Source organism: Paenibacillus sp. SAF-068 (assembly GCF_051967555.1).
Lineage (GTDB): Bacteria > Bacillota > Bacilli > Paenibacillales > Paenibacillaceae > Paenibacillus.
Genome location: NZ_JBQCJX010000001.1, coordinates 363,790 through 389,186, shown reverse-complemented (window position 1 = coordinate 389,186; position 25,397 = coordinate 363,790). Strand labels below are relative to the sequence as shown.

The window sequence follows — 25,397 nt, the reverse complement described above, 5'->3', positions numbered from 1 at the left end:
CTCAACCTCTTTCCCTTTTCCCATTTTCGTCGTTGCTTGCGCCGCTCTTAGCTCATGGATGAGTTCCGCGCACTCGTTAAGGTCTGAGCCAGATTCAAAAACGATCCAAGAACCCGCTGCACCCGGTCCTCTATATCCTGACTGCCTTCGTACTCTTCGTATCCGTCAAACGTTGCTTCGAATCGTCTTCGCTGTGCACCACCAATGGAAATCCACTCTTGGGCATTAATGCCATGCAGATTGCGAACAATCGCTTGCAGTTGTAAAAGCGAACTTACCCCCACCGCTCCGCCAGAGGAGCTGATGGATAGGACGGGTTTGCCACTGAAATGAGCCTGGCTCAGGTGATCCAATGCATTTTTGAGCACACCGCTAATACTGCCGTGATACTCTGGTGTAGACAGGATGATCGCATCTGCCGCGAGCATACGTGTATTCAGGTCTGCCAGATGTTCATGGTCTGCTTGTTTCTCATCTGGTGCGTAGAATGGGAGCGGTGTCTGATACAGATCAAACAGGATGGCCTGATGTCCCTGACCCCGAATAATCTCCATCGCATACTCTCCCAGACGTGTACTGGTTGCATTATTCCGATTGCTGCCTGCCAAAATAACAATATTCATTCATGTCACTCTCCTTAGTTTTTTTATTGTTTCAAACGCTAACGTTCCTTCAACCGATCCGTCTTTAACTATCCTTATCTTACCTTTATTTCGCGACGCATTCGTCAGCAGATAGACTTAACTTGAAATGCCAAAAAACTCAACCTTTAGGTTGAGTTTATACGACTTAAGTCTGAATATATGTCGGAATTGGTCAGACGACCCAGCCGTTTCTTACGGCATGAAGAGCCGCTTGCGTCCGATCCGCCAGACCCAGTTTGTCGAGCAGGTGACTGACATGGGTTTTGACCGTTTTTTCGGTGATGACCAATTGAACCGCAATTTCCTTGTTGCTCAGCCCTTGAGCAATCAGCCCCAAAACCTCCTGTTCACGGCGAGTAAGCATATCGAGACCACCAAGGGATACTTCAGAAGATTTCCCCGTCTGCTTCAGCGCTTGAACTTGAATGTCTGCTGACTGATCTGCCGTTATATGCGTTGATATCTGTCCGTTCATCGACCAATCGGATGAAGCCATCACATGCATCAATTGACCCGCCGCCGCAGGATGTAATTCCACTTGACCTGCATGCACATTGCGAATAGCGACGGCCAGATCCTCCGGTTCAATATCCTTAAGCAGATATCCTTTCACCCCGGCGCGCACAGCAGGAACCACATGATCCTGATCGGAAAACGAGGTGAGCACAATAATTCGTGTGGCTGGCATTAACGTACGCAACCGTCTAGCTGTTTCGATTCCGTCCATGACCGGCATATGCAGGTCCATTAAGACCACGTCAGGTTTTAACTCTTCCGCCTGCTCCAGTGCTTCCTGACCGTTCGATGCTTCACCGATAACCTGCATATCCTGCTGTGTGGTCAAAAATACGTGCAGCCCTCGTCGCACCATTGCATGATCATCTGCTAACAAAATCGTAATCGGCATCTCTTCTTCCCCCTGACTTTATACAGATTCGAACGGAAGTGGAATGACTGCCGTTACTGTTGTTCCCTTACGGGAAGAACTAACTAGTTCTAAGCTGCCCCCAAGCGATTCAGCCCGTTCCTTCATAATGGACAGGCCAAGTGAACTTCCAGATGATGCTTTTGGCCGTTTGGCACCGCCTATTCCCTGATCCGTGACGGCGAACACCACTTCATGATCACTTAACTTGAGAGTAACCTCGGCAGAAGGAACATCAGCATGTTTCCGTATATTATTCAGTGCTTCCTGCCCGATTCGCCACAAGGCTTCTTCTATATTACGCGGCAGAGACTGCATTCCAGTTCGATTCACCATGACTTGAAGACCCTGGCTGGTGCCATATTCCTGTATCGCATGGAGCAGTCCTGCTTCCAGCCCTGCGGGACGAAGCTGCATAATTAATGCGCGCATTTCCTTAAGAGCCTCCTGAGATAAAGATCGAATATCCTTCATCGCTTCCGCTGCCGGGTGCAACTGTTCGGATACGGACAACATCCTTTCCGCACCTTTGGCAGTTAACGAGAGTGAAAATAGAATCTGATTAACGGAATCATGCAGATCGCGAGCCAACCGGTTTCTCTCTTCCAGTCGTGCCAGTTCACGGCGATTCTCCGCCAGCTTCAGACTCTCCCAGGAGGCCGCAATATGCTCGGCCACTGCCTCCAGCACTTCACGGTCTGCCTGTACAGGATCTGCTGTTCCTATTCCGATCACCAGGATTCCCGTTTCACCAGGCGTATGGTATGGAAGGGGAGCAGCAATCCCCGAGGTAATGGAATCCATAGTCAGTCCAGGCTCGTACGGAGCAAATATCTCAGCTATCTCTACGGTAGACAGGGATGAAGCACGGTGACTATGGATTACTCGATTCATGTGGTTTGCCGCTTCTGAAGAGACCCGCTCACTGGATAACGTTCGAACATTATCATCTGAATAGACAGCCTGCATAACGAACATCCCGTTTCTCTGCTGAATCATTGCGACAAAGGGCCAATCATAATGCTGCCCAAGGAGCTTTACAACTTGTAACGAAAAGGCATCAGAATTGCTGCATCCGTTCACCGCAAGACCCAAGGCCGTGCTGAACTCCCCCAGCTTGGCATACAGATCAGCTCGTTGCTGCTCCGCACGATACAATCTCATCCGTTCCATCGCACTACCAATCTGATACGCCACGCCCTGTAACAGTGCAAGTTCACTGTCGCTGAAATGCTCCTTGGCTGGCGCAGCCACGTTAAGCAGGCCCAGCATCTGATCACCTGACCGCAACGGAACGGTTGCATGGTGGGTAATATCATGGGTGTCTCCCCATCGGAACTCCACCGCATCCTCCAACCGTTTACAGTTAATGATGTTGACCGCATGATTCAGACGACCGTCCTTGAAGCGGTTTACACACCAGCAGGTACCCGTACGCATGGGCTCTTTACCTTTACGTAGTAATGCCGGGGGCAGATTGTAATCCGAAACACAGGTATAGTCTCCACGCTCATTAATCAGAAACATCCAGCCTGCCGTTAATCCGGTCAACTCCAATAATTTGCCGACCACGGTATCCAGCATAAAGTTCAGATCATTGGACGTATTGAGCGTTTCTGCGATTGTCTTGAGCGTGACCATTTCCTGCATTCCGACTTCTTCTGACATGGCAGTTTCCTCTCCTTTGGGTGACGCCAACTGTGGTTTGTTCAACTATTGTAACCAATCCACCCTGGATATTAAAGGATCAAGTTCTTACCTGATTCACTTAGCCAGCTTCTGCCGCTCTTTGCGGGACACAGATAAAGGCTCCATATTTATCAAACCACGATCTGACAGAGCCAGCGCCATTTTGTAGAAAGCACGCGTACGAATCTTCGTATACGTATCCTTGCTGACAGGCGGATCAAACACATGGTTATACACTTTATAGTCAAACACATCATCGTCCTTCAAGTATCTTTCACATACGAGTACACGTTCCTTCTCACTCAGCCGGGACACAACAAAATCGATCGTATCGCAGTATGCCTGACGCGCACGCTGCACGTCCACATTATAGATCGCCGTTCTGGCCGTGGAATCCCCGGTCACATTGGTTGCACCATGGAAACGCTCGGCATAACTTGCCGTCACCATAACCTCCCGTTCTTCAAATGCAATCGTTTTATAGATTCGATATTTCTCCAGCGCAGCTTCGACAGCCGTTTGCGTTTTGCGTCGGTCCAATTCGGGCAGCATCAATTCCATATTTATCTTCCTCCTTCAGTATTCTCTATCAACAACATTTCTAATAGTTTCATATGATCACTGCGATGACAGAACAACTCAATCGAACATGTACGGTCTCATCTCCAGCATTTCTTCTCATCATTCAAATGCCTCGATCGTTCACATCCTATTGTTTTGCCATCATTCTTTGCACGATTGCAAAATGCTCTTATTCATAGAGTTGTTCAGTTCTCAAAAATAATAACGACATTTTTTCAATTTTCCCCTGTTGCCTTTTGGAATAACTCCAAACTGCTATAATCCGGGAAATTCCATTGTTCAGAAGGTCTTCTCAACAAACCTAATCTGTCTAAGCGTTACATTTTGTTCGTATAGTGTTCGTATTTCTATTTGAGGATACCACTTTCTGGAGATCGGAGTAAACCTTCATTTTGGTTCATTTTGACGATAAAATAAAACCTTCGCTCTTATTTCCTATGCCTTTTGGCATAATTGTTTCATATCTCTTTACCTAATGGTATATATACGTTATAGTACTGTTTAATTAATGAACTTCCGTATAAGTCATTTGATTTTTATAAAGAAGCCACCGAGATTTTTCGGGAAGGGACTTGTATGTATCACGCGCAAACATAGTGAAGGAGGCGGAATCGATCCTGAAGAAGCAAAGCATTCGCCTTTATCAACGGATTTCACCCTTTAGGAAAGGAAAACAGGAAATCCGGGGATAACAGCGATCAAAAGAACGATCCGAATCCGGAACGGCGCATAGAACGCACATCTACCTCCCCCACTTCCAACTGTCTTCTTTATCATTCAACCACTTGTACGAATCGAAGGAGTTGGCATACATTGTGGAGCACGCTTTTGGTCCTTATATGAAACAACTGCGCGAACAACAGGGATACAGCATCAATCAGCTCGCAGAAGCAGCCGGAATAAGCAACTCACAGATTTCACGTATTGAAAATGGCGTCCGGGGTGTGCCCAAACCAGCGACCATCCGCAAGATTTCAGATGCACTCTCAGTGCCCTACACAGAGATGATGAAACATGCCGGTTATATTGAACCCGGGATTTCCACTGAACTTCAGGACGTACCGGAATGGGCTACATACAAAGACCGTCGCGATTTCAAAAAGATGCTGGAAGACGATGATGATCTGATGTTTGACGGCATTCCACTCGATGAAGATGACAAAAAACGAATTAAGGATGTGCTGACAGGTCTGTTCTGGGAAGCCAAACAGATGAACAAACGCAAAAAGACGGACGATACGGACAATCGCCCATGAGGCATGACCAACTGAATTTAATGAGGCAGCAGGTGAGATCATATGGATGACATCGTAACAAAGCTGATTCGAAAACACCGGACCAACTGCCCGTTCAGCATTGCCCGTGCGGTTGGCATACAGATTCGTTTCACCAATTTGGGGAAATCCACCAAAGGACTGTACTTTCGGAAACTCCGGCGCAGGTTTATCGTCATACATAATGATTTGCCGCCGGAATGGCAGCGGTTTGTGTGCGCCCATGAGCTTGGCCATGACCGGCTTCATAAAGGAATTAATCGGTTCTTTCTGGAGGAGCATTCCTATTTTGCACCAGGCAAGCTCGAACGACAGGCCAACCGTTTTGCCATTCAATTGCTAACCTCCGGCGTGATGCCCGAACCGGAAGAATCTTTGGAGAAATTTTGTTTACGTACCGGACTGCCGCGTGAAGCGCAGCATTTTTTTTACACCTTTTGAGAACATATGTTCCTTCGCAGGATTATTTCTTCTCTATTATCCATTAGTAGATTTACATGTCACTTTCAGGTTACTTATTTTTACGTAATTCGCGAGATTTCCACATAATAGTCTGTTAAAATACTACATGAGCTATGTAAACGCTCAATTAGATTATGATTTGGGGAGGTTTCGGATTATATGAAAATCTGGAAGAATTACGTTTCACTTCTGCTAACGGTCTGTTTGCTGTTTGGCAGTGTAGGTATTGCCGCGGCTGCAACGGACACCACTCCGGGCACAGGCAAACACATTACCATTCTACATACGAATGACACGCATGCCCGTGCAGTTGAATCTTCACCTGCGATGGGTTTTGCGAAAGTAGCTGGAATCGCTGACAAATATCGTAGCGAAAACCCGAACACACTCCTGCTTGATGCTGGGGATGCTGTACATGGTACAACATTTGCCACCCTTGTTAATGGTGAGAGCATCGTGAAAGTCATGAATGAAATGGGATACCAAGCCATCGTACCGGGTAACCACGAATTCAACTATGGTTCAGATCGCCTAATCGAACTGGCAGACATGATGAACTTCCCCATGCTGAGTGCCAACGTGAAGAAAAAAGACGGAACACGTCTCTTCGATCCTTACCTCATTAAAGAGGTGGATGGCGTGAAGATTGGTATCATCGCTTTGACTACACCGGAAACGTTGTACAAAACGAACCCGAAAAACGTAGAAGGTCTTGACATTACAGATCCATCTGCGGAAGCCAAAGTTCTCGTAAACGAAATTCGCAGCAAAGTCGATGTTGTTGTTGTCTTGGGACACCTTGGACAAGACGCATCCAGCACGGATACTAGTTTCAAAGTCGTTAAAGAAGTACCTGGCATCGATGTATTCATCGATGGTCACAGTCACACAGTACTGCAAGATGGCCTTGTATCCGATAATGGGACATTGATCGCAAGTGCAGGAGAGTACACCAACTATGTAGGTGTTATCGATCTGTGGGTAGACAGCGGTAAAGTAACGAAGAAACAAGCAACATTAATTGATGAAACCGAAGCAAAAGACATTAAACCAAATGAAAAAGTTGCGACGCTTGTAAACTCCATTCAAAAAGAACAAGAACCTATCTTGAAAGAAGAAGTAGCCAATACAGCTATTCTGCTGGATGGTAAACGTGAACAGGTACGTGCAGGTGAAACTAATCTGGGTGACCTGCTTGCAGATGCCATTCGTGATGTCAGCAACGCTGATATTGCACTGACTAACGGTGGGGGTATCCGTGCTTCCATTGAAAAAGGCATCGTAACCAAAGGTGATATTATCACCGTGCTTCCTTTTGGTAATCAGGTGGTAACTCTTGAAGTGAAAGGGTCCGATATTATGGCAGCCCTTGAAGTCGGTGTAAGTTCCTATCCGGAACCAAGCGGTGGATTCCCGCAAGTATCCGGAATCAAGTTCAAAATTGATACTTCTGCTGCAGAAGGCAGTCGTGTACATTCCGTAACGGTCGGCGATAAAGCCCTTGATCCGGAGGCAACGTATACACTCGCAACAAATGATTTCACAGCTGTTGGTGGTGACGAATACACCATGTTTGCCAAATACCCAACAACAGGTATGTATGGCGCGCTGGACGAAGCATTGATCAATTACATGCAGAAGCTTGGCGCTGTGGATATCAAAACAGATGGTCGAATCAGTGAAGCGAAAAAACCCGCAGTGGAGCCAGAAACTCCAGCAGAAGAAACACCGGCTCCAACCAAGCCACAACCAGAAAAACCAAAACCGGAAAAACCGATTAAACCCACACCAAGCAAACCAGCTCCAGCCAAACTGCATGTTGTGAAATCCGGAGATTCCCTGTACTCTATCTCCAAACAATACGGCACAACTTGGCAGGCATTGCAAAAGCTGAACAACATCAAAAATCCACACTGGATTTATCCAGGTCAACAATTGAAATTGCCTGCAGCTTCTTAAGCTCAACAGGATGCATTTAGGCATGACTAGATATGTGGTACAACAACATAACGAATCTATCATGTCATAACCAAAAGGGTGTCCCCAAGCCAGATTACTGGTTAAGGGGACACCCTTTTATAATCTCATTTCTTTTCTTCACCTTCATACACGTTGATGCATGATTATTCCATGTGGACATATCCTGCTAATTTTGACAATCATCTGTGGCAAAAATAAATCTCCACCCGCCCTTTACGGACCAACTTTATCATCTGGCTTCGACACCGAACTATACAAAAATGCTCCTGAATTACCCTGTTCATGCGGTTCTTGTACAATTCATTTCGACATATCTGTCTTCTCAAAATTGCATACTTGCACATCCATCCGCTCTGAGCATGAATATCTTGAAACCTTAATCATAAAATCATTTGTATACTGAATACAACGATCCCCATTTAGTTATTTCGTCTGATACAACAACTAAAATCTCGTCTATTTGTATGCCTATAGCCCTCTTTTTCGTGCCCGAATTGGAATTTCGGCAATTAAAATCATCTACCGCATAATATTCGGTACTACGATATGAACACATATTATTAGCCAACTAGATCTAGGAAGTGCGCTGTTCCTTCACATAACGTACAGCTTCCTGGGCCGTTAACCCGATTCGTTTCGATTCACCTGATGCTGCTAGTGCATGTGATCCAAGTTCAACCTGTCCTTCTGCAGCTCCTCGGCCAATCACGATCTGCACAGGCAATCCGATCAGCTCCGCATCCTTGAATTTCACACCAGGACGTTCATCCCGTTCATCAACCAATACCGTATAACCGTCATCGACCAATTGTTGTTCCAGGTCCAGGGTGAGTTGACGCTGCTGCTCATCCTTCCAGCTTACCGGAATCAGATGCACATCATATGGCGCTACAGCGGCAGGCCATCTTATACCTTCAACTCCTGCATACTGCTCAGCTATAGCGGCCATTAGACGGGATACACCAATGCCGTAACATCCCATGACTGGTGCGCATTGGCGACCATTACGATCCAGGAATGAAGCGCCCATGGTATCACTATATTTCGTTCCCAATTTGAAAATGTGTCCAACCTCAATGCCTTTGGTAAAACCAAGTGGTGAAGCACATGTTGGACAAGCATCCCCTTCAGCAGCAAAGCGAATTCGTTCTACTCTCTCCAATGCAAAATCAATGCCTGGGCGTACGCCGGAAACATGCACATCCACTTCATTGGCTCCTGTAATTGCACTCTTCATCACTGCCACGTCAGCATCCACCACTATCGGCAGATTCAGTCCAATCGGACCCAGAAAACCTACCTTCAGACTCGGATGTGCCGCAATGGCTGCATCGTCTGCAAGGATTAGTTCCTCTGCACCCAACACCTGCTTCAATGCGATATCATTCAGTTCATGATCTCCACGTACAAGGGCAGCAACGAGCTGACCGTCCGCCAGATACAGCAGTGTTTTGATCATATGATTAGCACTTTCGCCCACAAAGGCGCTTAACTCTGCGATCGTACGAACGCCTGGTGTAGAGATACGTACTACGTTTTCCACTCCAGATTGCTCATCCGTTTGGACTGCGGAGTCTGCAATCACAGAGACAGCAGGTACTTCCGATGTCCCTTTTAGTTCACCACTATCTCCTGAAGTCTGATAATCAGCTTTCTCCAGATTTGCGGCATATCCACAATGTTTGCAGGTGACAATCGTGTCCTCACCCACATCAGCAAGAGCCATGAACTCGTGTGTTTCCCCTTGGCCGCCAATTGTTCCTGCGTCCGCCTCGACACGGATATAGTCCAGACCGCAACGCTCCAAAATGCGACTGTAAGCTGTATTCATCGCCTGATAGGTATGATCCAGTTCTTCCCAGTCCGAAGCAAAAGAGTACGCATCTTTCATTATAAATTCACGGCCGCGCAGCAATCCAAATCGTGGACGGCGTTCATCCCGGAATTTGGTTCCGATCTGGTACAGCGTGAATGGCAGCTTACGATATGAGTTCACCTCATCCCGCGCTAACGCAGTTACAACTTCCTCATGTGTTGGTCCAAGAGCAAATTCCCGTGCATGACGATCCTTCAGACGCATTAATTCAGGACCATATTGTGTGTACCTTCCGGACTCTTCCCACAGTTCGGCGGGCTGCATAATTGGCAGTAATACTTCCTGACACCCGGCACGATCCATCTCTTCCCGGACGATTCTTTCAACGTTCAACAATATACGGCGTCCAAGAGGCAGGTAACTATAGATCCCTGCTGCCAGTTGGCGAATCATACCGGAACGCAGTAACCAGCGATGGCCCGCAGCATCTGCCTCCGCTGGCGCTTCACGTAATGTTGGAACAAGCATTTCACTTTGACGCATCCGGACACACTCCCCATCTTCCTTTTTGTTATCAAAATACAGCGTATAAACAGCAAAAAGACACATCCGTCAAGGGACGAATGTGTCGTGGTACCACCCTTGTTTAACTGCACATTAATCCGTTCGCAACCTGTACGATCTGTAGAATGCAGTCCTACGGGGCATAACGGGCCCTGCCGGCGGATGTTGCAACCCTGAATGGGTATTCTCTTCCGCAGCTCGCGAGGTAGGAATTATGAAGCAGCTACAGGAACCTTGCACCACACGGTCCCCTCTCTGTTGAAGCTGGCTTGTACAATCATGTCCTCGTTATAACGCTGTTCTCATTTTTGATCACATTAGTGCATTTACAAGTAATTGTCAACCAATTAGTCGAATACAACCCCCGAATAATATTCCACTACATCACGTATGAGCATAAAGGCATCCCCATTCGTGAGACTGTTTTTGTCAGCGATGCCAGCAAGCGTATCCTCACTTATCCAGTTTTGTCTTTGCAATTGAGCGAGTGCCTGTTCAAGTGATGTCTCAGTTTCTGAAGACCCTATGGCAAGACATAACATATACGCAGCCTGGTCCAACGTCAAAGGTAGCGTTGAGGCATGCTTCATACCAATTACGTACGGATCGGCACTGCCTGTGTAGGCATCCGGGAACATGGCTTGCATTCTTTTCAATTTACTTAAAAATCGTTCCGGATTCATTCTTTTATCCAGTTCCCAACCATCATTATTGTAATTGCCTGAAGTCATGTACATGCTCGCAGCAGCCAGCAATCCCTTATAATCCTTATGTTCCATATACTTAGGCTGTTCGAAATGATGTAGCTTTAGATCCATACCCTGTTTCTCCAGCATGTTGCGCAATTCAGATGCTCGCTCTTCAGAAGCAGAGAGTTCCCGGAAGGATTCCTTATGGATGTAGGCCAGTTTGACCGCTGCTCCTGCTGCTTCTCCCTCTGCCATTCCCAGCGGCACAACTCTCGCACTACCATGTGGGATTGTATCATAACTTGCTGCACGTCCGACGACAAGCAGACCATCCACCTCTAGCGGAACAAGCGAACGAAAAGGTACACCATATTGAATTGGACTCAACATAATCGTGCCGGCATTTCCAACACTCGTACTCTGAATATCGATATCATATGAACCGTAAGCAATGGCATCCCAATGATCACGATTTTCCATGACATCTGCTAATGTTAAACGGTACTCGCCATAGATATGACGTGACTCCCTCACATAGAGCTCATCCGCTGTTCCGGCATATTCCAGCCCTGCAAATTCATCATAATTTTTCTTCAGAAAATCAACAATTCGCGGGGCTTCTTTACGCCCGATTTCCAAACCATCTTCCACAGATATGGGATCTAACGGATCCACCCCAAAGATCTGCATCGTATTGATCAAGATTGTATTATCATTTTGCCTTCCGATATTCAGACTGCGGATCTTAATACGTTGTGGATTGGAAGATTCATATTGCCGAGCATCACCGTACCCCCAGGCACTCATCTTATCAACCCCGGTACCCTCTCTTTCCCTGAATTTTTGCCATACCTCATCTGTAACACCACTTAGCTTGAAGACAAGCGTAGAGACCATTTTGGATTTACCATCTCCAATATCTTGTCTGCCTATGGAATATGGGACTCCGGCAGCGGCTGCAATATCCGCATCTTGCGTGGCATCAATGATGGAGCGGGTTGAAATTTGAACCGTTGTTCCGTCTTCTTTAGTTATGCTCATCCCCGTTATTGTCTTATGATCTCCCGTAGATTCTTCAGTATGGGGGACTAATTCCTTCGCATTCATCAACAGGTCAATATTAGGTTCAGAACGAACCATCCGATAGAAAATGTTAGCTGCTGTATTCGTATCAAATGAACTACCCTCGATCTGGTCAAACCATTCCTGGAAAATGCCTTTGTTCAAAAAGTCAGGTTGCCGCAAACTACTCAATAACTGCGGTTGTTCAGGCGAATAATTTAGATCCAGTGTATTGAGGCCTCCCTCGGTCAACAATCCGCCCAACATGTCGCGATCTCTTGCTTCCACCAGCAATACACGCATCCCATTACGAGCAGCTGATAAAGCTGCGGTAATGCCCTCAGGATCCGTTCCAGCTACAATTACGTCATAGGAATCTTTCAAGGTTATTGCAGATTCAACGTTCTCCAAAGGCTGCCATACATAATTATTATTAAATTTATAATTCTTGTTCCAAATATAGAATGCACCATATGCAGCGCTCATTAAAACCATAAATACACTAGCTGTAATTGCAGTTATTCTCATTTTTCTACTAATCAAAGAAACAAACCTCCATATGTATTTTATATTCAAAAATATACTAACTCGTAAGCCGTTTTTCCTATGTTGATCCAACAACCGGCTAACTTTTCTCCTTTTCTCCATGAGGTAAGCTATCAATAATAAAAAAACTTCCCAACACTTCAAACGGTGTTAGGAAGTTTTGATTATACAACGAAAAAACTTACATGTATGTTGTCATAAATACAGGAAAAACATAGGAAAATCCCTAACTTTCCTCATTATAACGACCACTTTTTGTGAAGTAAAGACTTACCAAAACCGGAAATGCATCAGAAAGATAATTAAACACGTAGACGGTTCATACATCCGATTACAATGAATTCGATAACGATGGCTGACATGACAGCACGTTCCCTGTAATATAGAGAAATACAAATCTACCACAGGTATTAATCGATAAAGGAGCATGTCCTATGCCATATATCATATATGATCTTGAATTCACGGTAAGCCGCAATACTCGTTATTCTTCTGAAATTATTGATATCGGTGCCGTCAAAGTTACGGAAAGTGCGGAGGGATTAACTGTAACGGATACGTTCCATACGTATGTTCGTCCTTCCAACAAGTCCGTTCTGTCCACTGACACGATTCAGTTTACAGGCATCACACAGAAAGATATTGATGCAGCCCCGCTTTTTCCAGAAGCATTGAACCGATTCATTGCCTGGATGGGAAGTGATCCCTATTACATGTGTTCCTGGGGACCCGATGACCGCAGCAAACTGATCTCCCATTGTCGCACCCATCAACTGGATGTGGCCTGGATCACCAATCATAACGATCTCCAGCAACAATGGTCGCGCACCATGCGCAAAGAAGGCAAGTTCCGTCAACTCGGTCTCGCTCAGGCTCTTGAAATCTGCGGAATCGAATTCGATGGTACCCAACACCGTGCTTTGGATGATGCCATCAACACAGCCAAGGTATTCATGCATCAATTTGACCAATTCACGTTGGAAAACAACTGTGCCGCCGATGATGAGGGCATTACATCCAAGGTCGTCTATTCCAGCTCCTCAGAAGATGAAGAGAAAGAATCTCCTTTTGGCAATCTGGCAAGTCTTTTCAAAAGCAAAGAGTAACCGCCCACAGCACGGTACTCTATCAGGTCTTGCCTCAGAACAGATGTCATTCTAATCTCAACTTCTATTGTACATTTGTTGCCAGTAACTCAGGCGTTCTTTCATCTTGATGCGGCAGATCTCAGGTTCAAGGATTTCCGCATCAGGTCCATATTTGGATATCCATACGAGAAACTCCTCGACATCACTTAATATGGCTTCAAATAACAGGCTACCTTCCGGTTCTATAGTTAAGATGGGGCGTATATAGAATTGCTCCTGCATTACACGCTCTACAGCATGGGGTGCAAATCGAATTTTGAACGCAGTCCACTCCGTACTTCCCTCGTATGCCCAAGGAATGCGGAAGTGTGATTGGATCAGATAATCCTCTTTGCGAAACGTGCGTGGCAATATCCGTATTCTTTGCAGCCGGCTCACCTGAAATATTTGAAGTTTCTCCGACAGGTGACAATACCCTAACAGCTCAAATCTGTATTCACGAGGGATAAGACAGTAAGGGTCTATGCGTACGATCCCTTTTTTACCTTGAGACAGATACTCCCCTTCAATGGTGTTCTGTGAAATGCCAGCCTGAAGCAGACTAATCAGAGATTGATTCTGGGAATCGTTGTTTTCATATTGCCACACAGGCGATCCCACTTTGAATAATCCACTGATTTGCTCAGACCATTCCACGCGTTCTGTTTTGTTTTTCTGACTCGAAGCAACCACTTTCTCATAGGCGCTCTCAAAAGCAGGACTCAGCAAAGGACGAATATTCTCCATAACTTCAGCAAGATGCATGAAAGCTTGGGCTTCTTCATCAGACCAATTAAGCGGATACATTGCAAAATGGCTGATAAACATGTACCCTTGTCCGTGTCCCATATTGGCGATCGGGATATGCATTGCACTGAGGGCCTCCATGTCGCGGTATATCGTCCTTTCCGTCGTCTCGCATCGCTGGGCCAGTTCACGTGCCAGAATACCCGGCTTGGCTTGTACCAGCGTGATAATGCGCATTAATCGGATTAGTCGGTCTGTCATTTTGCCGGACCCTCCACGTTGTTGTTTCAATAAATTTGATACAACTCCATCCATAGTTTAATATGATATTGATACATACATTCGACCTTCTCCCAAACTTCACCTTCAAAACTATGTAGACTCGTTCTCTCTATACCGTTACCATCTCAAATCAACCCTATTCGCCTAATATCTTTTTTTCACGGTCATGATATCCGGTTGTAAACGTGATCTCATAGTGATAACGCAACTTTTCAACAATTTCGGCTTCTGCGTAATAATCCAGATCCTGCTTACGTGCAGCTTCAATTAACAGCGCATCTGCATGACGGCGCAACATATTACTTCCCTCTTGAACCCGCCCTCTTTCATATGCACGTAAGGCTTGCTTGATCAGCGGTACAGTTTCATTTAACTTAATGGTCTTCTCTACCTTCGGATCTTCCGGTTGCCGCAGCATGCCCAGGTGACTGGTGTACTGAATATACAGCTGCTCTCTTCGTAACAGTACACGTTGACTTTGCTTTAATTTTCTTGTGCTCCAGTAGGCCGAACATACGGCTGCTTTTCCGGATACATGGGGTCCCATTACGAATTCAAGCAAAATTTGTTTACTCTCTCCCTTGTACACGTCTCCTAGCCTAAGTAACCAACCAATATCCGTTTCTTTTGAACGACATCCATAAATCCCTTTAAGTTGCACTCCGAATTCCGGTTTGAGCAAAAGTTCCAAATCTCTTGATACAATTTTGGGTGCTATTTTCCTAAGTCTTTTGGCAGGGGCACCATTACGCCACTCAACCATCATATATACGGGGTCGGCTCCCCCTGTCGGTATGGCCTCTTTATTCCACGAATAAGATACTTCAAAGACTGAGTTCACTGGTAGTCTCTCCCCCGATTTATGTGTATTATCTTCTAAGTTATCAGGGTGAATGGACACTATATTGTCACGGAACACATGTTCCCATAAAATTTTTCCAATATATTAGTTTTCTATCCCTTAATCCGTCTCAATACGACAATAAACGACGAAAAAGCCTGGCGGTATGCCAAGCTCTTTCATCACTTCTTTATGACAAGTCCCAAATTAAACAGTAGGATGATCCATTCCCATTTTGTGTAAATATTGTGTGCCTTCTGCTTCGGTAACCGGCGCATATGTCACACTGTCAATGACCAGCTTACGCCCTACCGGCTCTCCGTTAACAGTGATCATAATCGTTTTGGTTGATGTGTTCTGATTTGCTGTATACATATGTTTCTACTCCTTCATGTTCACGATCTTCTCTTCAATCGGATATATTGGTATCGTTCATTAAATTGCGCATTTGTGTATAGCATGCACCCGGAACTGAAGTAAAAGATCTGTTAAAACGGTCCGGTGTGCTTGCCTATCGTTCTATTACCCCACAGATTTATAAGCTAAACAGCTCTAATCCTAAATATTTTTAAAGATTTCGGGTAATAAAACGATATCATCATGAACCCATTGTCCCGGTTTTGACGTATAATGTAAGAGCCGTGTTTCAACAATAGACGACGAATTCGGCGATCGACATACCTAACCGAAGAAAGAGGTGTTAACGATGCCAAAATCCATTCAGGGTTACTTCATTCGGGTGTTATTCACCACATGCATTCTATTTACCGTTTCCATAGCATCCACAGTAAGTGCAGCCAGTGCCAATATTTTTACGGATATATATAGCGGATGGGAGCGAGTCTCCGAACTGCCTGGTGAAGTGAACGCCCTGCAGGAAAGTTACAAGCAAACGATGGAGCAATTAAATCAAACGACCGCTCAGTTGGGACAAGCCCAGGCCAATGTCGAAGCATTTAAGACCCAGAACGAACAGCTACTGGCTCAGAACCAGAAACTTACTGAAATGGTAAGTAAACTGCAAGATGATCAGAATGCCAAAGTGGCTGCCAGCAAACGAATTCAGACGATGATCATCACTGTCATTTCTCTCATATTGGGTTACTTTGTTCTGATTCGTGTGATGCGCTGGGGTATGCGTCGACGTTCGGGTCGAGTATAAAAGAACAGGAGCAACTGCATGAACATACACCTGAACAACGCTGAAGCCGGCGGAACTGGACAAGTTGTTACGTTCTCGTTGATTCAAGATGACCGCCTTCATATCTTGCATCCGCAGCAAATTGTAGCCTTCCGCGGTCCAAGTGGGAGCCGTAATGATAAATTCATGAATATCTCGGGCATATATCGCAAAAAAAAGCTGATCAAATCGGAAATTACCGGACCTTGCCAATTTGTGGCTGCCCTGCCTCCCGGGTTCACCATGAAGGAAGTGGAGCTCACAGAGGACAGTGATCTGCTTTATGACTTCCGCCACCTGTTCTTCTACTCTGATGGTGTAACGATGCATACCAAAATTCAGAAAATCAAAAACATGCTGATCACCCGTGATGCAGTGAAAATGAAATTTTCCGGCAAAGGCAAAATCGGATTGCTCACGCAAGGCCAGGTCTGCCAACAGGAACTTCACCCGACAGCGCCGCTGTATGTGGATGCTGGCAGCATCATTGCTTATCCCGAAAATGCACACCTGGAACTCACGGTATATGGTAACAACCTGGCCAGTCAGCATATGAACTATCATTGGAAGATGACAGGACATGGCTCGGTACTCTTTCAGGCCGGACGTGAGAATCGTCGCTTGGAACAAGATCTCAATGATGAGGGACTGTTTAAACGAATTCTGAAAGAGGTGATCCCTTTCGGCAATGTATTGATCAAATAAACTGATTCAATCGCTTTCAGTTGCTGAAGCCGACTCATTAGCTGCCACTATGCTCTTCAGTGGGGTGGTCACCACGCGCTTTCATTGTTATAATGGTTCAGACAATTGAAGAAGAAAATCCATGCCCTGCGGCATGGGAGAGGTTCGCGAACTCCCTCTATAAGACTTGACCCTGTGAAGGTCAGTATAAGTCTTGCGTACACGTTGCAGTCACATGCAATTAGGTACGTAAAAAACTAAGGACACTTACTCAACGTTGCTTTTTTTGAAGCGATTATTGAGAAGGTGTGTTTTTTGATGGATGCCAGTTCATGAACTTCTCTGTTCTTCCGACACTCTATGCCTAGGTGCATGGTTTGATCTCAAGAAGATGGAGAGGTTTTTTTATGTTGAACGAAGAAAAAGCAGTCGTTGTATTCAGCGGTGGTCAGGATAGTACCACGTGTCTGTTCTGGGCCAAACAACAGTTTGCCGAAGTCGAGGTCGTTACGTTCGATTACGGTCAGCGCCACAAGCTGGAAATTGAATGTGCAGCCGAGATCGCTCGTGATCTGGGCGTACAGCAAACGGTTCTGGATATGAGCCTGTTAAACCAGCTCGCACCCAATGCGCTTACTCGCACGGATGTGGAGATTACACATGAAGAAGGCGAACTGCCAAGTACATTTGTGGATGGGCGGAATCTGCTGTTCCTTAGTTTTGCGGCCATTATGGCAAAGCAAAAAGGAGCTCGTCACCTGGTTACGGGTGTATGTGAGACGGATTTCAGCGGATACCCGGATTGCCGGGATTCCTTTGTGAAGTCGATGAATGTAACACTTAACCTTTCGATGGACTACCCATTTGTCATTCATACCCCACTCATGTGGCTGGACAAAGCACAAACGTGGAAGATGGCGGATGATCTCGGTGCTTTTGATTATGTACGCGAGCGTACCCTGACCTGCTATAACGGCGTAATCGGCGATGGATGCCGAGAATGCCCTGCCTGCAAATTGCGTAAAGCCGGACTGGATCGCTATGTGGAGCAGCGTACTGCTGCCGAATCAGCGGGAGTGGATGTGCGATGAGAGAACCTGGAACATTCCGTATTGTAGAGCATCTGCAACGCATCGGAGAAGATATTCTCCCCACCCAGCTGCGCTATCACCGCAAACGTGTGCTGGTCAGCAAGGAGTTCACCTTTGACGCGGCACATCATCTGCATTGTTATGAAGGCAAGTGCAAAAACCTGCACGGTCATACGTATAAAGTGATCTTTGGCATCAGCGGTTATCCGGGTGAGACCGGGCTGACGGTTGATTTTGGACATATTAAGGACATATGGAAAACTCAGATTGAGGGTTATCTGGATCATCAGTACCTGAATGAAACACTGCCTTTAATGAATACAACAGCTGAAAACATGGTCGTTTGGCTGTTCGAACAGATGGAACATGCACTCCAGACGGAGCCCTATGCCGGGCTGACCGATGGCGGGCGGACGGAGTTTGTCCGACTTTTCGAGACACCCACCAGTTACGCGGAAGCGAGACGGGAGTGGATGATCGATGAGTAGTGTTGCAGAACAGAGACAGTCGCGCGAACGCAACCAAGAGGCTCGTATCCCCGTGATGGAGATTTTTGGTCCGACGGTTCAAGGCGAAGGCATGGTGATCGGGCAAAAAACGATGTTTGTTCGCACCGCGGGCTGCGATTATCGCTGCTCCTGGTGCGACTCAGCCTTTACCTGGGACGGCAGTGGCAAGGACCAGATTCGAATGATTACGCCGGAGGATGCATGGGAAGAATTGCGCCGCGTTGGCGGCACGCGTTTCTCTCATGTCACCATCTCCGGCGGCAATCCCGCCCTGCTCGCTTCGCTGGGCGGATTGGTTGCCCTGCTGCGGGAGAATGGCATCCGCACCGCGGTGGAGACGCAGGGCTCCCGCTGGCAACCTTGGCTGGCGGACATTGACGAAGTCACGGTATCGCCCAAGCCACCCAGCTCCGGCATGGACACCGATTGGGCCGTGCTGGATGATCTGATCGGCCGGTTGGCCGCTGGCCCGGCAGAACGAAGCCATAGTCTGAAGATCGTGATCTTCGATGAGACAGACCTGGACTATGCCCGTCGTGTGCATGCGCGGTATCCGGGCACGGATTTATTTTTACAAACCGGGAACCCGGATGTGACTTCGGCTGATACGCCAGATCTGGCGTCCTCACTGCTTACTCGTTATGAGTGGCTGATCGACCAAGTCAGTGCCTCCGATGACCTGAATGATGTGCGTGTGCTTCCACAGCTTCATACATTGGTATGGGGCAACAAACGCGGCGTTTGATGGGCATTATGGGTGAAATGGGCGGCATGATGTACGGATGAGGATAAAAGATGAAACACCCAGATAATGAAAGAGAATTAAACAGGCAAATCGCCTATTCATATATACCGCGAGGCTTCGGGCTTAAGCGGAAACGAGGAGCGTTTACGAACCGATGAGACAACCTGATGAGATGCAAGATGTGACGTTGCTGGGCAACCAGAACGTAAAATATACGTTTGAATATGATCCGGGAATCCTGGAGAACTTTGATAACAAGCACCCGTACCGTGATTATTTTGTAAAATTCAACTGCCCGGAGTTCACCAGCCTGTGCCCGATTACAGGCCAACCGGACTTTGCGACGATCTATATTAGCTATATTCCTGATATCAAAATGGTCGAAAGCAAATCGCTCAAGTTGTACCTGTTCAGCTTCCGCAACCACGGTGATTTTCACGAGGATTGTGTGAACATCATCATGAACGACCTGATCAAGCTGATGGATCCGCGCTTCATTGAAGTCTGGGGCAAATTCACCCCTCGCGGCGGCATCTCCATTGACCCGTATACGAACTACGGTAAGCCGGGAACGAAGTACGAGCAGATGGCCGACCACCGCATGATGAATCATGATATGTATCCGGAGACGATTGATAATCGTTGATTCTTGAGGTTTAAACATCCTGTACAAAATAGAATCATAGAATGTCAAAAGCCGAACTCTACTATATAAGTTGAACTAATTATTTACACTGACACTACGCTGACAGAACAACCTTCCAATCGCTGTTATCCCCAGATTTTTTCCATTCCCTTTCTAAAAGGGGAAAATCCGGGGATAAAGGCGAACGCTTCGCTTTTTCAGGTTTTTTCTGTCCTCTCCGTTATCGTGTAAATTATTAATTCAGCTTATATAGCTTAAGAAGTTCGGCTTTTTAGTATAAATCTGTAGAACCTCAGTGTCTCAATCCTAAGCTTGGAGACACTCTCAAGTAGACTGATCTTCCTTTAGTTCTTTAACTTTTTTTGGGAAATGTATCAACATCCACACACCAATCGATTGAAAAATGATAAATATGACGATGGCAGTAGTTAGAGATGTCGGTGCAACATAGATTGCCTGAAACGTGATTACAGCCATATATACAATACTCATGACCAGCTCACGTTTGGCAGCAGCATAAGGTGACAGTGGTTTCATTTCCATCCCTCCTCAGGCCTTCTTGCAATGAAATATGGATCTTCTTACACTGAATGCTAAAATAGTACGTTTCTTTTATAAATGCAATCACAACAAAAATACGCTTCAAACTAGATATTTATTAGCAAAAATTGACTCTTCCACGTTATTCTATTTCTCTTGTTCCCCTTGTCGGTCCAATCAATCTGTCCTATTATGTAACAATATGCTTACACGCATAGAATACAACATCAGGCGCTGATCCCTCGTGACCGCGACCAAAGGAGAATTGTACATGTCTACACAAAACTCATTAACTAAGGACGCCGCAGCGCGTTCGAAAGCCCCACCCGGATTGGATGCCCAAAGCACCGTTTACCGGATACTCATTGCGATCAGTCTGGTTCATCTGTTCAATGATTCGATCCAGTCGGTCATTCCCGCCATTTTTCCGATTCTGAAAGACTCCATGCATCTCACGTATACTCAGATCGGATGGATTTCTTTTGCGATCAACTTCACCGCATCCATTATGCAGCCTGTCGTAGGCTGGTTTGCTGATAAAAAACCGACACCGTCCATTCTACCCATCGGTATGGGTTTTACATTTACCGGCATGTTGCTGTTGGCCTTTGCTGACAGTTATATGGCTGTCCTGATTTCCGTAATCTTTGTCGGCCTGGGTTCAGCCGCTTTTCATCCGGAAGGTTCACGGGTATCCCATATGGCTGCCGGTCAGCGTCGCGGACTGGCGCAGTCCATCTTCCAGGTCGGTGGTAACGCCGGGCAATCCCTTGCCCCTTTGCTTACACGCTGGATCTTTATACCGTTTGGACTATTCGGTGCGATTGGATTTACAGGCATTGCAGCCATGGGGATCGCCGTTCAGATCTACATCGCCCGTTGGTATGGCCGCATGCTGCAATCTGGAGGATACCTGCGTAGACAGGCTGCTGCCCGTCGTGCACCCAATCCTGCTTTACGCAAAAAGATTACTGCCGCAATAACGCTATTGATCTTGCTCGTCTTTGTTCGTTCCTGGTATATCGCTTCCATTGGCAGCTTTTACGCGTTTAATCTGAAAGATACCTTTGGATTGTCCACAGAGGACGCACAGATCTATATCTTCCTGTTTCTGGCTGCGGGAGCACTTGGTACATTCTTCGGAGGACCTCTTGCGGATCGATTCGGCAAACGTAATCTGATCTTCCTGTCCATGGCCGGAGCTGCTCCACTTGCTCTGTTACTGCCCTACGCGAATCTGTTCTGGACAGGTGTACTGCTAACCATTATTGGTTTTATCATGTTATCCAGCTTCTCGGTTACGGTGGTATATGCACAAATGCTGATTCCAGGCAAAATTGGAACGGTTTCCGGTCTGATTACGGGTCTGGCATTTGGTATGGGAGGTCTCGGTGCACTCGTGCTGGGCAACTGGATTGACGTTTTCGGCGTATCACCCGTGATGCAGATGTGCAGCTTCCTGCCCCTGCTCGGGATCTTTACGTTCCTGCTTCCATCCGATAAATTGCTGAATATCTGGGCAAAAGAAAACGGTAGTGAAGAGTAAGCAAGGCATTACTTACACGTGAAATCATCGCAACTATAAGACGTTATGTTGTGCTAACGAACCTGACGGCTCTTATTTAAACGAATATCACATATTTCGCAGTATAATGAATCTGAGCAACGCTATTTCCGAGAAAAAGACTGAAAACCTTGCAATGTACATGTTAAATGTAGAAATAACGTGCCTGAGATTCTTTAGAAATCGGGATGAGTAAAATATCACAAATTAGCGTCTGCTGAGTTCGTTAGATTCACTTTAGTCACCTACATTTGAAGTCTAAACAAACTGTTTAAACCATAACAACAAAAGGGTTCCCGCCATCTGTATGAACAGACCGGCAGGAACCTTTTTGTTATATTTGTTTTTCTCTCAATTAGACTTAACCCCGTTACTCCACGTCACACATCACAACGCTGCTACCCTGAGCTGTAATCAGTTCCTTCACATCTTCAAACTCAAGGAATACCGTCGCTGTATTTTCCATGGGATGAATTCCAATTTTTTGACCGACCAGATCCTTGTCAAAGACGACGGTTACGTTTTGCTGAGTATTATTGAGAACCCCCATCGGATTGACGTGCCCTTTTTCCAGTCCGAGGTATTCCAACAAATCCTTTTCGCTAGCAAAACTTAGTTTACGGCTAGGTATCTTCTCGCTTAAACTTCTCAGATCAACTGACTTCGTTCCAGCAATCGTCACCAGATAATAGTTGCGTTTCTTGTCATCACGCAGAAATAGATTTTTAACGATATGTTCTGTATGTGGAATTTGGTAAGAGAATATTTCCTCCATCGTATATACTGCAGGATGTTCAATACTCTCGTAGACGATATTATTGCGATCCAAAAGATCATAGAAACCTTGTTTGTTTAACATGTTAAATTCATCTCTTTCAATAAAAGTATTCTTCTGCAATATTACGTTAATTACGTTTGCTCTGATATTACTTCAAACGCTGAAGGATCAGCCTTTTTTTGTACAGCATTTTGCCTGCTTCCGCTACATCCCGGATCGTATTTTTGTTGCTCACCGAACCAAACACCATGCCGGCAATCGGAATGAGCTGGAACAGCTTTTTCCATCCAAAGGATTCACTATAGGAGTTAAAAACTTCCCGCCAGCCCTGCATCTGCGATACCACTTCAATGGGCTTGTCCGGGTCATCGTAAGCTGCGAGTTCTTCGATAATTGCTTTCTTGCCTACGATATCTGCGGATGAGAATTGCAGACATTTCACAATAAAGATGCGCTCCAGCGGTTCATCGGGATCATACCCGTAACATAGCGCCATCTCCTGAAGTACCTTCAGGGAAAGTCCCATCACCATCGGAATATCTGCTGCAATGGTTACAATACCACCAAATCCTGTAGCTGCTCCCTGAGCCGCAGCAAACTTCGTTCGACTCTCGGTAATGTTATCAGCCACCTGGTCCAGCACGTGAAGTGGCAACTTTTCCACGCTATGAATCTTCGTTGTACCCTCGGTTTCAGCTTCCTGTTCTAGCGTATGGGGCGTATCCAGCATGGAATAACCCGACTTCTCGGCTTCCTCTTGCAGCAACTTGGCTACTTTTTTCTTCTGTACGAGGAATTTCCCTCCATGCTGTACATACTGCCCGACGTCGTTCAGGGAATCTCCGATTTTCTGTTTCAGCGCTTTAGGCATCACTTTATCCAACATTGCAAAGGGCAAACGCCCGATTTTATCCCATATAAACAAGTCTTTTTGCTGTTTTTCCCATTTCAAAATCTGTTCAAGTTCCTGGTCCAATGTTTCGCGTGAATCCATATATAATCCTCCTAATAGGTTGTGCATCGTAATCTGTATCTTTCTCATACGCAGAAATCATCGTTGTGGTTGCTTTGTTTTATATTCAACACATCGATCCCCATACCGCTCTTTCCTATCGTTTACATACAAAAGAGCCCTTAATCAGCATCACTCGCTAACCAAGGGCTCTCATATTGAAGTCATACTACATCTTATTTCGTTTCAGCTACTGCTCTTCCATCTGGTACTGGAACACCGAAATCAGGCGTACCATCTTCACGCCAATGAATCACTTGCGCTCTGGCATGGCGGTTCGGATCGTACAAGGGATCACCCTCGATATCTTTGTAATTACGAGCATGATAAATCAGAATATCGGTCTTGCCATCTGGCGATACGGTAAAGCTGTTATGCCCCGGACCATATTGGCCATTCGCTTCGCAGGTCTGGAACACCGGTTTGGGTGATTTCACCCAACTCGCCGGATCAAGCAAGTCGGCATTTTCATCTGCGGTGAGCAGACCCATACAATAGTTGTAATCGGTCGCGCTCGCTGAGTATCCAATGAACAACCTGCCATTCCGGTGCATCACCGCTGCACCTTCATTGACCTTAAAGCCAATGATTTCCCAATCGTACTCTGGCGTAGAGATCATAACCTGTTCGCCGCGCAGCGTCCACGGGTTTTCCATTTCGGCAATGTAGAGGTTCGAGTTGCCCACGATGTCGGGATCTTTCTGTGCCCAGACCAGATAGCGGATTCCCTTATGTTCAAAGGTCGTTGCATCCAGCGCGAATGTTTCCCATTTTGTATAGATCTGCCCCTTCTCTACCCACTCCCCTTCGAGTGGATTCGCAGAATCGTTCTCCAGCACATACATCCGGTGATCGAACAAGCCTTCATTGGTCTCACTGGTATGAGCCGCAGCGTAATGTATGTACCATTTCCCATCGATAAAATGAATCTCCGGTGCCCAGATATTGGCACTCATCGGCCCCGTGTCACGCTTGGTCCAAGCCGTTACCGGCTCAGCATTTCTTAACTCTTCTATAGTCTCTGCTCGCCGGATCTCAATCCGATCGAAGGCCGGCACGGAAGCGGAAAAATAATAGTAACCGTCTGTATGACGGTACACCCATGGATCAGCGCGCTGCTCCAGAATGGGATTAGTAAAGGTAATGGAATCAGTCATGGGAATGTTCCCCTTTCAAATGTGTGTGATGGCTCGGAGTTGAGGATATAACGCATACGTGAAAAGAACAGGCAAGACATGGTGCACAGCGGACGTTCGGGGGTGGCAGTGCCTTGGGGCTCTCTTGTCCTCCGATTTCTTTGATCACCGCTCTTGGCGGTTGAAATCGGATGCCAAACTCACTCCTGCGGCTCCTTCCTCCCCCTCACTGCTTGTGCACCCTCAGCCCCGCAGCTCGCTCTTTTCGCGCTTGCTGGGTTA

Annotated in this window: 25 protein-coding genes; 12 read left to right on the top strand and 13 right to left on the bottom strand. The window is 46.3% G+C overall.

Annotated elements, in window-relative coordinates:
• Nucleotides 1-47: 47 nt before the first annotated feature.
• From ACTHPG_RS01610 to ACTHPG_RS01595, 4 genes are all read right to left on the bottom strand, one after another.
• Entirely contained in the window at nt 48-623 is a 576-nt protein-coding gene (locus tag ACTHPG_RS01610) for an NADPH-dependent FMN reductase (RefSeq protein WP_440387335.1), read from the bottom strand.
• A 193-nt stretch (nt 624-816) separates the two neighbouring features.
• Nucleotides 817-1,551: a response regulator gene (locus ACTHPG_RS01605; protein WP_440387333.1), complete on the bottom strand. Its 735-nt coding sequence runs from the start codon at nt 1,549-1,551 to the stop codon at nt 817-819.
• An 18-nt stretch (nt 1,552-1,569) separates the two neighbouring features.
• The gene (locus ACTHPG_RS01600) at nt 1,570-3,237 is read right to left on the bottom strand and encodes a GAF domain-containing sensor histidine kinase (RefSeq protein ID WP_440387332.1); all 1,668 of its coding nucleotides are present in this window, start codon (nt 3,235-3,237) and stop codon (nt 1,570-1,572) included.
• 96 nt (nt 3,238-3,333) lie between these two features.
• A complete protein-coding gene (locus ACTHPG_RS01595; protein WP_440387331.1) occupies nt 3,334-3,819 on the bottom strand; it encodes an ArpU family phage packaging/lysis transcriptional regulator in 486 nt (161 codons plus the stop codon).
• Between the two features lie 833 nt (nt 3,820-4,652).
• On the opposite strand from ACTHPG_RS01595, the gene ACTHPG_RS01590 reads away from it, so the two are divergent.
• From ACTHPG_RS01590 to ACTHPG_RS01580, 3 genes are all read left to right on the top strand, one after another.
• Nucleotides 4,653-5,096 carry a helix-turn-helix domain-containing protein gene (locus ACTHPG_RS01590; protein ID WP_440390078.1) on the top strand — a complete coding sequence of 148 codons (444 nt, stop codon included), beginning with the start codon at nt 4,653-4,655 and terminating at the stop codon, nt 5,094-5,096.
• A gap of 42 nt (nt 5,097-5,138) precedes the next feature.
• Entirely contained in the window at nt 5,139-5,555 is a 417-nt protein-coding gene (locus ACTHPG_RS01585) for an ImmA/IrrE family metallo-endopeptidase (protein WP_440387329.1), read from the top strand.
• Between the two features lie 180 nt (nt 5,556-5,735).
• Nucleotides 5,736-7,535, top strand: coding sequence for a 5'-nucleotidase C-terminal domain-containing protein (locus tag ACTHPG_RS01580; RefSeq protein ID WP_440387328.1), 1,800 nt, complete (start codon nt 5,736-5,738; stop codon nt 7,533-7,535).
• Between the two features lie 595 nt (nt 7,536-8,130).
• Here the strand turns inward: ACTHPG_RS01580 and ACTHPG_RS01575 are convergent.
• Nucleotides 8,131-9,915, bottom strand: a complete 1,785-nt coding sequence (locus ACTHPG_RS01575; protein ID WP_440387327.1) for a proline--tRNA ligase — start codon at nt 9,913-9,915, stop codon at nt 8,131-8,133.
• Between the two features lie 368 nt (nt 9,916-10,283).
• On the bottom strand, nt 10,284-12,230 hold the full coding sequence (locus tag ACTHPG_RS01570; RefSeq protein WP_440387325.1) for an FAD-dependent oxidoreductase: 1,947 nt from the start codon (nt 12,228-12,230) through the stop codon (nt 10,284-10,286).
• Between the two features lie 437 nt (nt 12,231-12,667).
• On the opposite strand from ACTHPG_RS01570, the gene ACTHPG_RS01565 reads away from it, so the two are divergent.
• Nucleotides 12,668-13,339: an exonuclease domain-containing protein gene (locus tag ACTHPG_RS01565; RefSeq protein ID WP_440387324.1), complete on the top strand. Its 672-nt coding sequence runs from the start codon at nt 12,668-12,670 to the stop codon at nt 13,337-13,339.
• Nucleotides 13,340-13,396: 57 nt separating this feature from the next.
• On the opposite strand, the gene ACTHPG_RS01560 is transcribed toward ACTHPG_RS01565, so the two are convergent.
• From ACTHPG_RS01560 to ACTHPG_RS01550, 3 genes are all read right to left on the bottom strand, one after another.
• Complete coding sequence (locus ACTHPG_RS01560) at nt 13,397-14,368, bottom strand: helix-turn-helix transcriptional regulator (RefSeq protein WP_440387323.1); 972 nt, start codon at nt 14,366-14,368, stop codon at nt 13,397-13,399.
• A gap of 157 nt (nt 14,369-14,525) precedes the next feature.
• Nucleotides 14,526-15,230 carry a hypothetical protein gene (locus tag ACTHPG_RS01555; protein ID WP_440387321.1) on the bottom strand — a complete coding sequence of 235 codons (705 nt, stop codon included), beginning with the start codon at nt 15,228-15,230 and terminating at the stop codon, nt 14,526-14,528.
• 207 nt (nt 15,231-15,437) lie between these two features.
• A complete protein-coding gene (locus ACTHPG_RS01550; RefSeq protein ID WP_440387320.1) occupies nt 15,438-15,605 on the bottom strand; it encodes a hypothetical protein in 168 nt (55 codons plus the stop codon).
• Nucleotides 15,606-15,936: 331 nt separating this feature from the next.
• Between ACTHPG_RS01550 and ACTHPG_RS01545 the strand changes: the two genes are divergently transcribed.
• The 6 genes from ACTHPG_RS01545 to queF all read left to right on the top strand — a co-directional run bounded on the left by ACTHPG_RS01545 (nt 15,937) and on the right by queF (nt 20,085).
• The gene (locus ACTHPG_RS01545) at nt 15,937-16,392 is read left to right on the top strand and encodes a hypothetical protein (protein WP_440387319.1); all 456 of its coding nucleotides are present in this window, start codon (nt 15,937-15,939) and stop codon (nt 16,390-16,392) included.
• Between the two features lie 18 nt (nt 16,393-16,410).
• Nucleotides 16,411-17,115: an AIM24 family protein gene (locus tag ACTHPG_RS01540; RefSeq protein ID WP_440387318.1), complete on the top strand. Its 705-nt coding sequence runs from the start codon at nt 16,411-16,413 to the stop codon at nt 17,113-17,115.
• A gap of 389 nt (nt 17,116-17,504) precedes the next feature.
• Entirely contained in the window at nt 17,505-18,185 is a 681-nt protein-coding gene (gene queC, locus ACTHPG_RS01535) for a 7-cyano-7-deazaguanine synthase QueC (RefSeq protein WP_440390076.1), read from the top strand.
• Nucleotides 18,182-18,673 (top strand): 6-carboxytetrahydropterin synthase QueD, encoded by a 492-nt coding sequence (queD, locus tag ACTHPG_RS01530; RefSeq protein ID WP_036611465.1) that lies wholly within the window; start codon nt 18,182-18,184, stop codon nt 18,671-18,673. Before queC ends, queD begins: the two co-directional genes overlap by 4 nt.
• Nucleotides 18,666-19,439, top strand: coding sequence for a 7-carboxy-7-deazaguanine synthase QueE (queE, locus tag ACTHPG_RS01525; RefSeq protein WP_440387317.1), 774 nt, complete (start codon nt 18,666-18,668; stop codon nt 19,437-19,439). Before queD ends, queE begins: the two co-directional genes overlap by 8 nt.
• A 154-nt stretch (nt 19,440-19,593) precedes the next feature.
• A complete protein-coding gene (gene queF / locus ACTHPG_RS01520; RefSeq protein ID WP_076251365.1) occupies nt 19,594-20,085 on the top strand; it encodes a preQ(1) synthase in 492 nt (163 codons plus the stop codon).
• Nucleotides 20,086-20,409: 324 nt separating this feature from the next.
• On the opposite strand, the gene ACTHPG_RS01515 is transcribed toward queF, so the two are convergent.
• Nucleotides 20,410-20,622 (bottom strand): hypothetical protein, encoded by a 213-nt coding sequence (locus ACTHPG_RS01515; RefSeq protein ID WP_440387316.1) that lies wholly within the window; start codon nt 20,620-20,622, stop codon nt 20,410-20,412.
• 274 nt (nt 20,623-20,896) lie between these two features.
• Here ACTHPG_RS01515 and ACTHPG_RS01510 point away from each other — a divergent pair, with 274 nt between their 5' ends.
• Nucleotides 20,897-22,171 (top strand): MFS transporter, encoded by a 1,275-nt coding sequence (locus ACTHPG_RS01510; RefSeq protein WP_440387315.1) that lies wholly within the window; start codon nt 20,897-20,899, stop codon nt 22,169-22,171.
• A gap of 388 nt (nt 22,172-22,559) precedes the next feature.
• Here ACTHPG_RS01510 and ACTHPG_RS01505 read toward each other — a convergent pair whose 3' ends face one another.
• The 3 genes from ACTHPG_RS01505 to ACTHPG_RS01495 form a co-directional block, all read right to left on the bottom strand.
• Nucleotides 22,560-23,048: a prolyl-tRNA synthetase associated domain-containing protein gene (locus ACTHPG_RS01505; protein WP_440387314.1), complete on the bottom strand. Its 489-nt coding sequence runs from the start codon at nt 23,046-23,048 to the stop codon at nt 22,560-22,562.
• Between the two features lie 67 nt (nt 23,049-23,115).
• On the bottom strand, nt 23,116-23,961 hold the full coding sequence (locus ACTHPG_RS01500) for an EcsC family protein (protein ID WP_440387313.1): 846 nt from the start codon (nt 23,959-23,961) through the stop codon (nt 23,116-23,118).
• A 194-nt stretch (nt 23,962-24,155) separates the two neighbouring features.
• On the bottom strand, nt 24,156-25,136 hold the full coding sequence (locus ACTHPG_RS01495; RefSeq protein ID WP_440387311.1) for a glycoside hydrolase family 43 protein: 981 nt from the start codon (nt 25,134-25,136) through the stop codon (nt 24,156-24,158).
• 58 nt (nt 25,137-25,194) lie between these two features.
• Between ACTHPG_RS01495 and ACTHPG_RS01490 the strand changes: the two genes are divergently transcribed.
• On the top strand, nt 25,195-25,397 hold a 203-nt coding region (locus ACTHPG_RS01490), incomplete at its 3' end, for a hypothetical protein (protein ID WP_440387310.1).

Coding starts and splice junctions, on each gene's coding strand:
- ACTHPG_RS01560 (WP_440387323.1), bottom strand. CDS start 14,368: ATGACAGACCGACTAATCCGATTAATGCGCATTATCACGCTGGTACAA.
- ACTHPG_RS01585 (WP_440387329.1), top strand. CDS start 5,139: ATGGATGACATCGTAACAAAGCTGATTCGAAAACACCGGACCAACTGC.
- ACTHPG_RS01540 (WP_440387318.1), top strand. CDS start 16,411: ATGAACATACACCTGAACAACGCTGAAGCCGGCGGAACTGGACAAGTT.
- ACTHPG_RS01595 (WP_440387331.1), bottom strand. CDS start 3,819: ATGGAATTGATGCTGCCCGAATTGGACCGACGCAAAACGCAAACGGCT.
- ACTHPG_RS01500 (WP_440387313.1), bottom strand. CDS start 23,961: ATGGATTCACGCGAAACATTGGACCAGGAACTTGAACAGATTTTGAAA.
- ACTHPG_RS01505 (WP_440387314.1), bottom strand. CDS start 23,048: ATGTTAAACAAACAAGGTTTCTATGATCTTTTGGATCGCAATAATATC.
- ACTHPG_RS01575 (WP_440387327.1), bottom strand. CDS start 9,915: ATGCGTCAAAGTGAAATGCTTGTTCCAACATTACGTGAAGCGCCAGCG.
- ACTHPG_RS01550 (WP_440387320.1), bottom strand. CDS start 15,605: ATGTATACAGCAAATCAGAACACATCAACCAAAACGATTATGATCACT.
- ACTHPG_RS01610 (WP_440387335.1), bottom strand. CDS start 623: ATGAATATTGTTATTTTGGCAGGCAGCAATCGGAATAATGCAACCAGT.
- ACTHPG_RS01600 (WP_440387332.1), bottom strand. CDS start 3,237: ATGTCAGAAGAAGTCGGAATGCAGGAAATGGTCACGCTCAAGACAATC.
- queD (WP_036611465.1), top strand. CDS start 18,182: ATGAGAGAACCTGGAACATTCCGTATTGTAGAGCATCTGCAACGCATC.
- ACTHPG_RS01515 (WP_440387316.1), bottom strand. CDS start 20,622: ATGAAACCACTGTCACCTTATGCTGCTGCCAAACGTGAGCTGGTCATG.
- ACTHPG_RS01565 (WP_440387324.1), top strand. CDS start 12,668: ATGCCATATATCATATATGATCTTGAATTCACGGTAAGCCGCAATACT.
- ACTHPG_RS01605 (WP_440387333.1), bottom strand. CDS start 1,551: ATGCCGATTACGATTTTGTTAGCAGATGATCATGCAATGGTGCGACGA.
- ACTHPG_RS01580 (WP_440387328.1), top strand. CDS start 5,736: ATGAAAATCTGGAAGAATTACGTTTCACTTCTGCTAACGGTCTGTTTG.
- queF (WP_076251365.1), top strand. CDS start 19,594: ATGAGACAACCTGATGAGATGCAAGATGTGACGTTGCTGGGCAACCAG.
- ACTHPG_RS01545 (WP_440387319.1), top strand. CDS start 15,937: ATGCCAAAATCCATTCAGGGTTACTTCATTCGGGTGTTATTCACCACA.
- ACTHPG_RS01495 (WP_440387311.1), bottom strand. CDS start 25,136: ATGACTGATTCCATTACCTTTACTAATCCCATTCTGGAGCAGCGCGCT.
- queE (WP_440387317.1), top strand. CDS start 18,666: ATGAGTAGTGTTGCAGAACAGAGACAGTCGCGCGAACGCAACCAAGAG.
- ACTHPG_RS01510 (WP_440387315.1), top strand. CDS start 20,897: ATGTCTACACAAAACTCATTAACTAAGGACGCCGCAGCGCGTTCGAAA.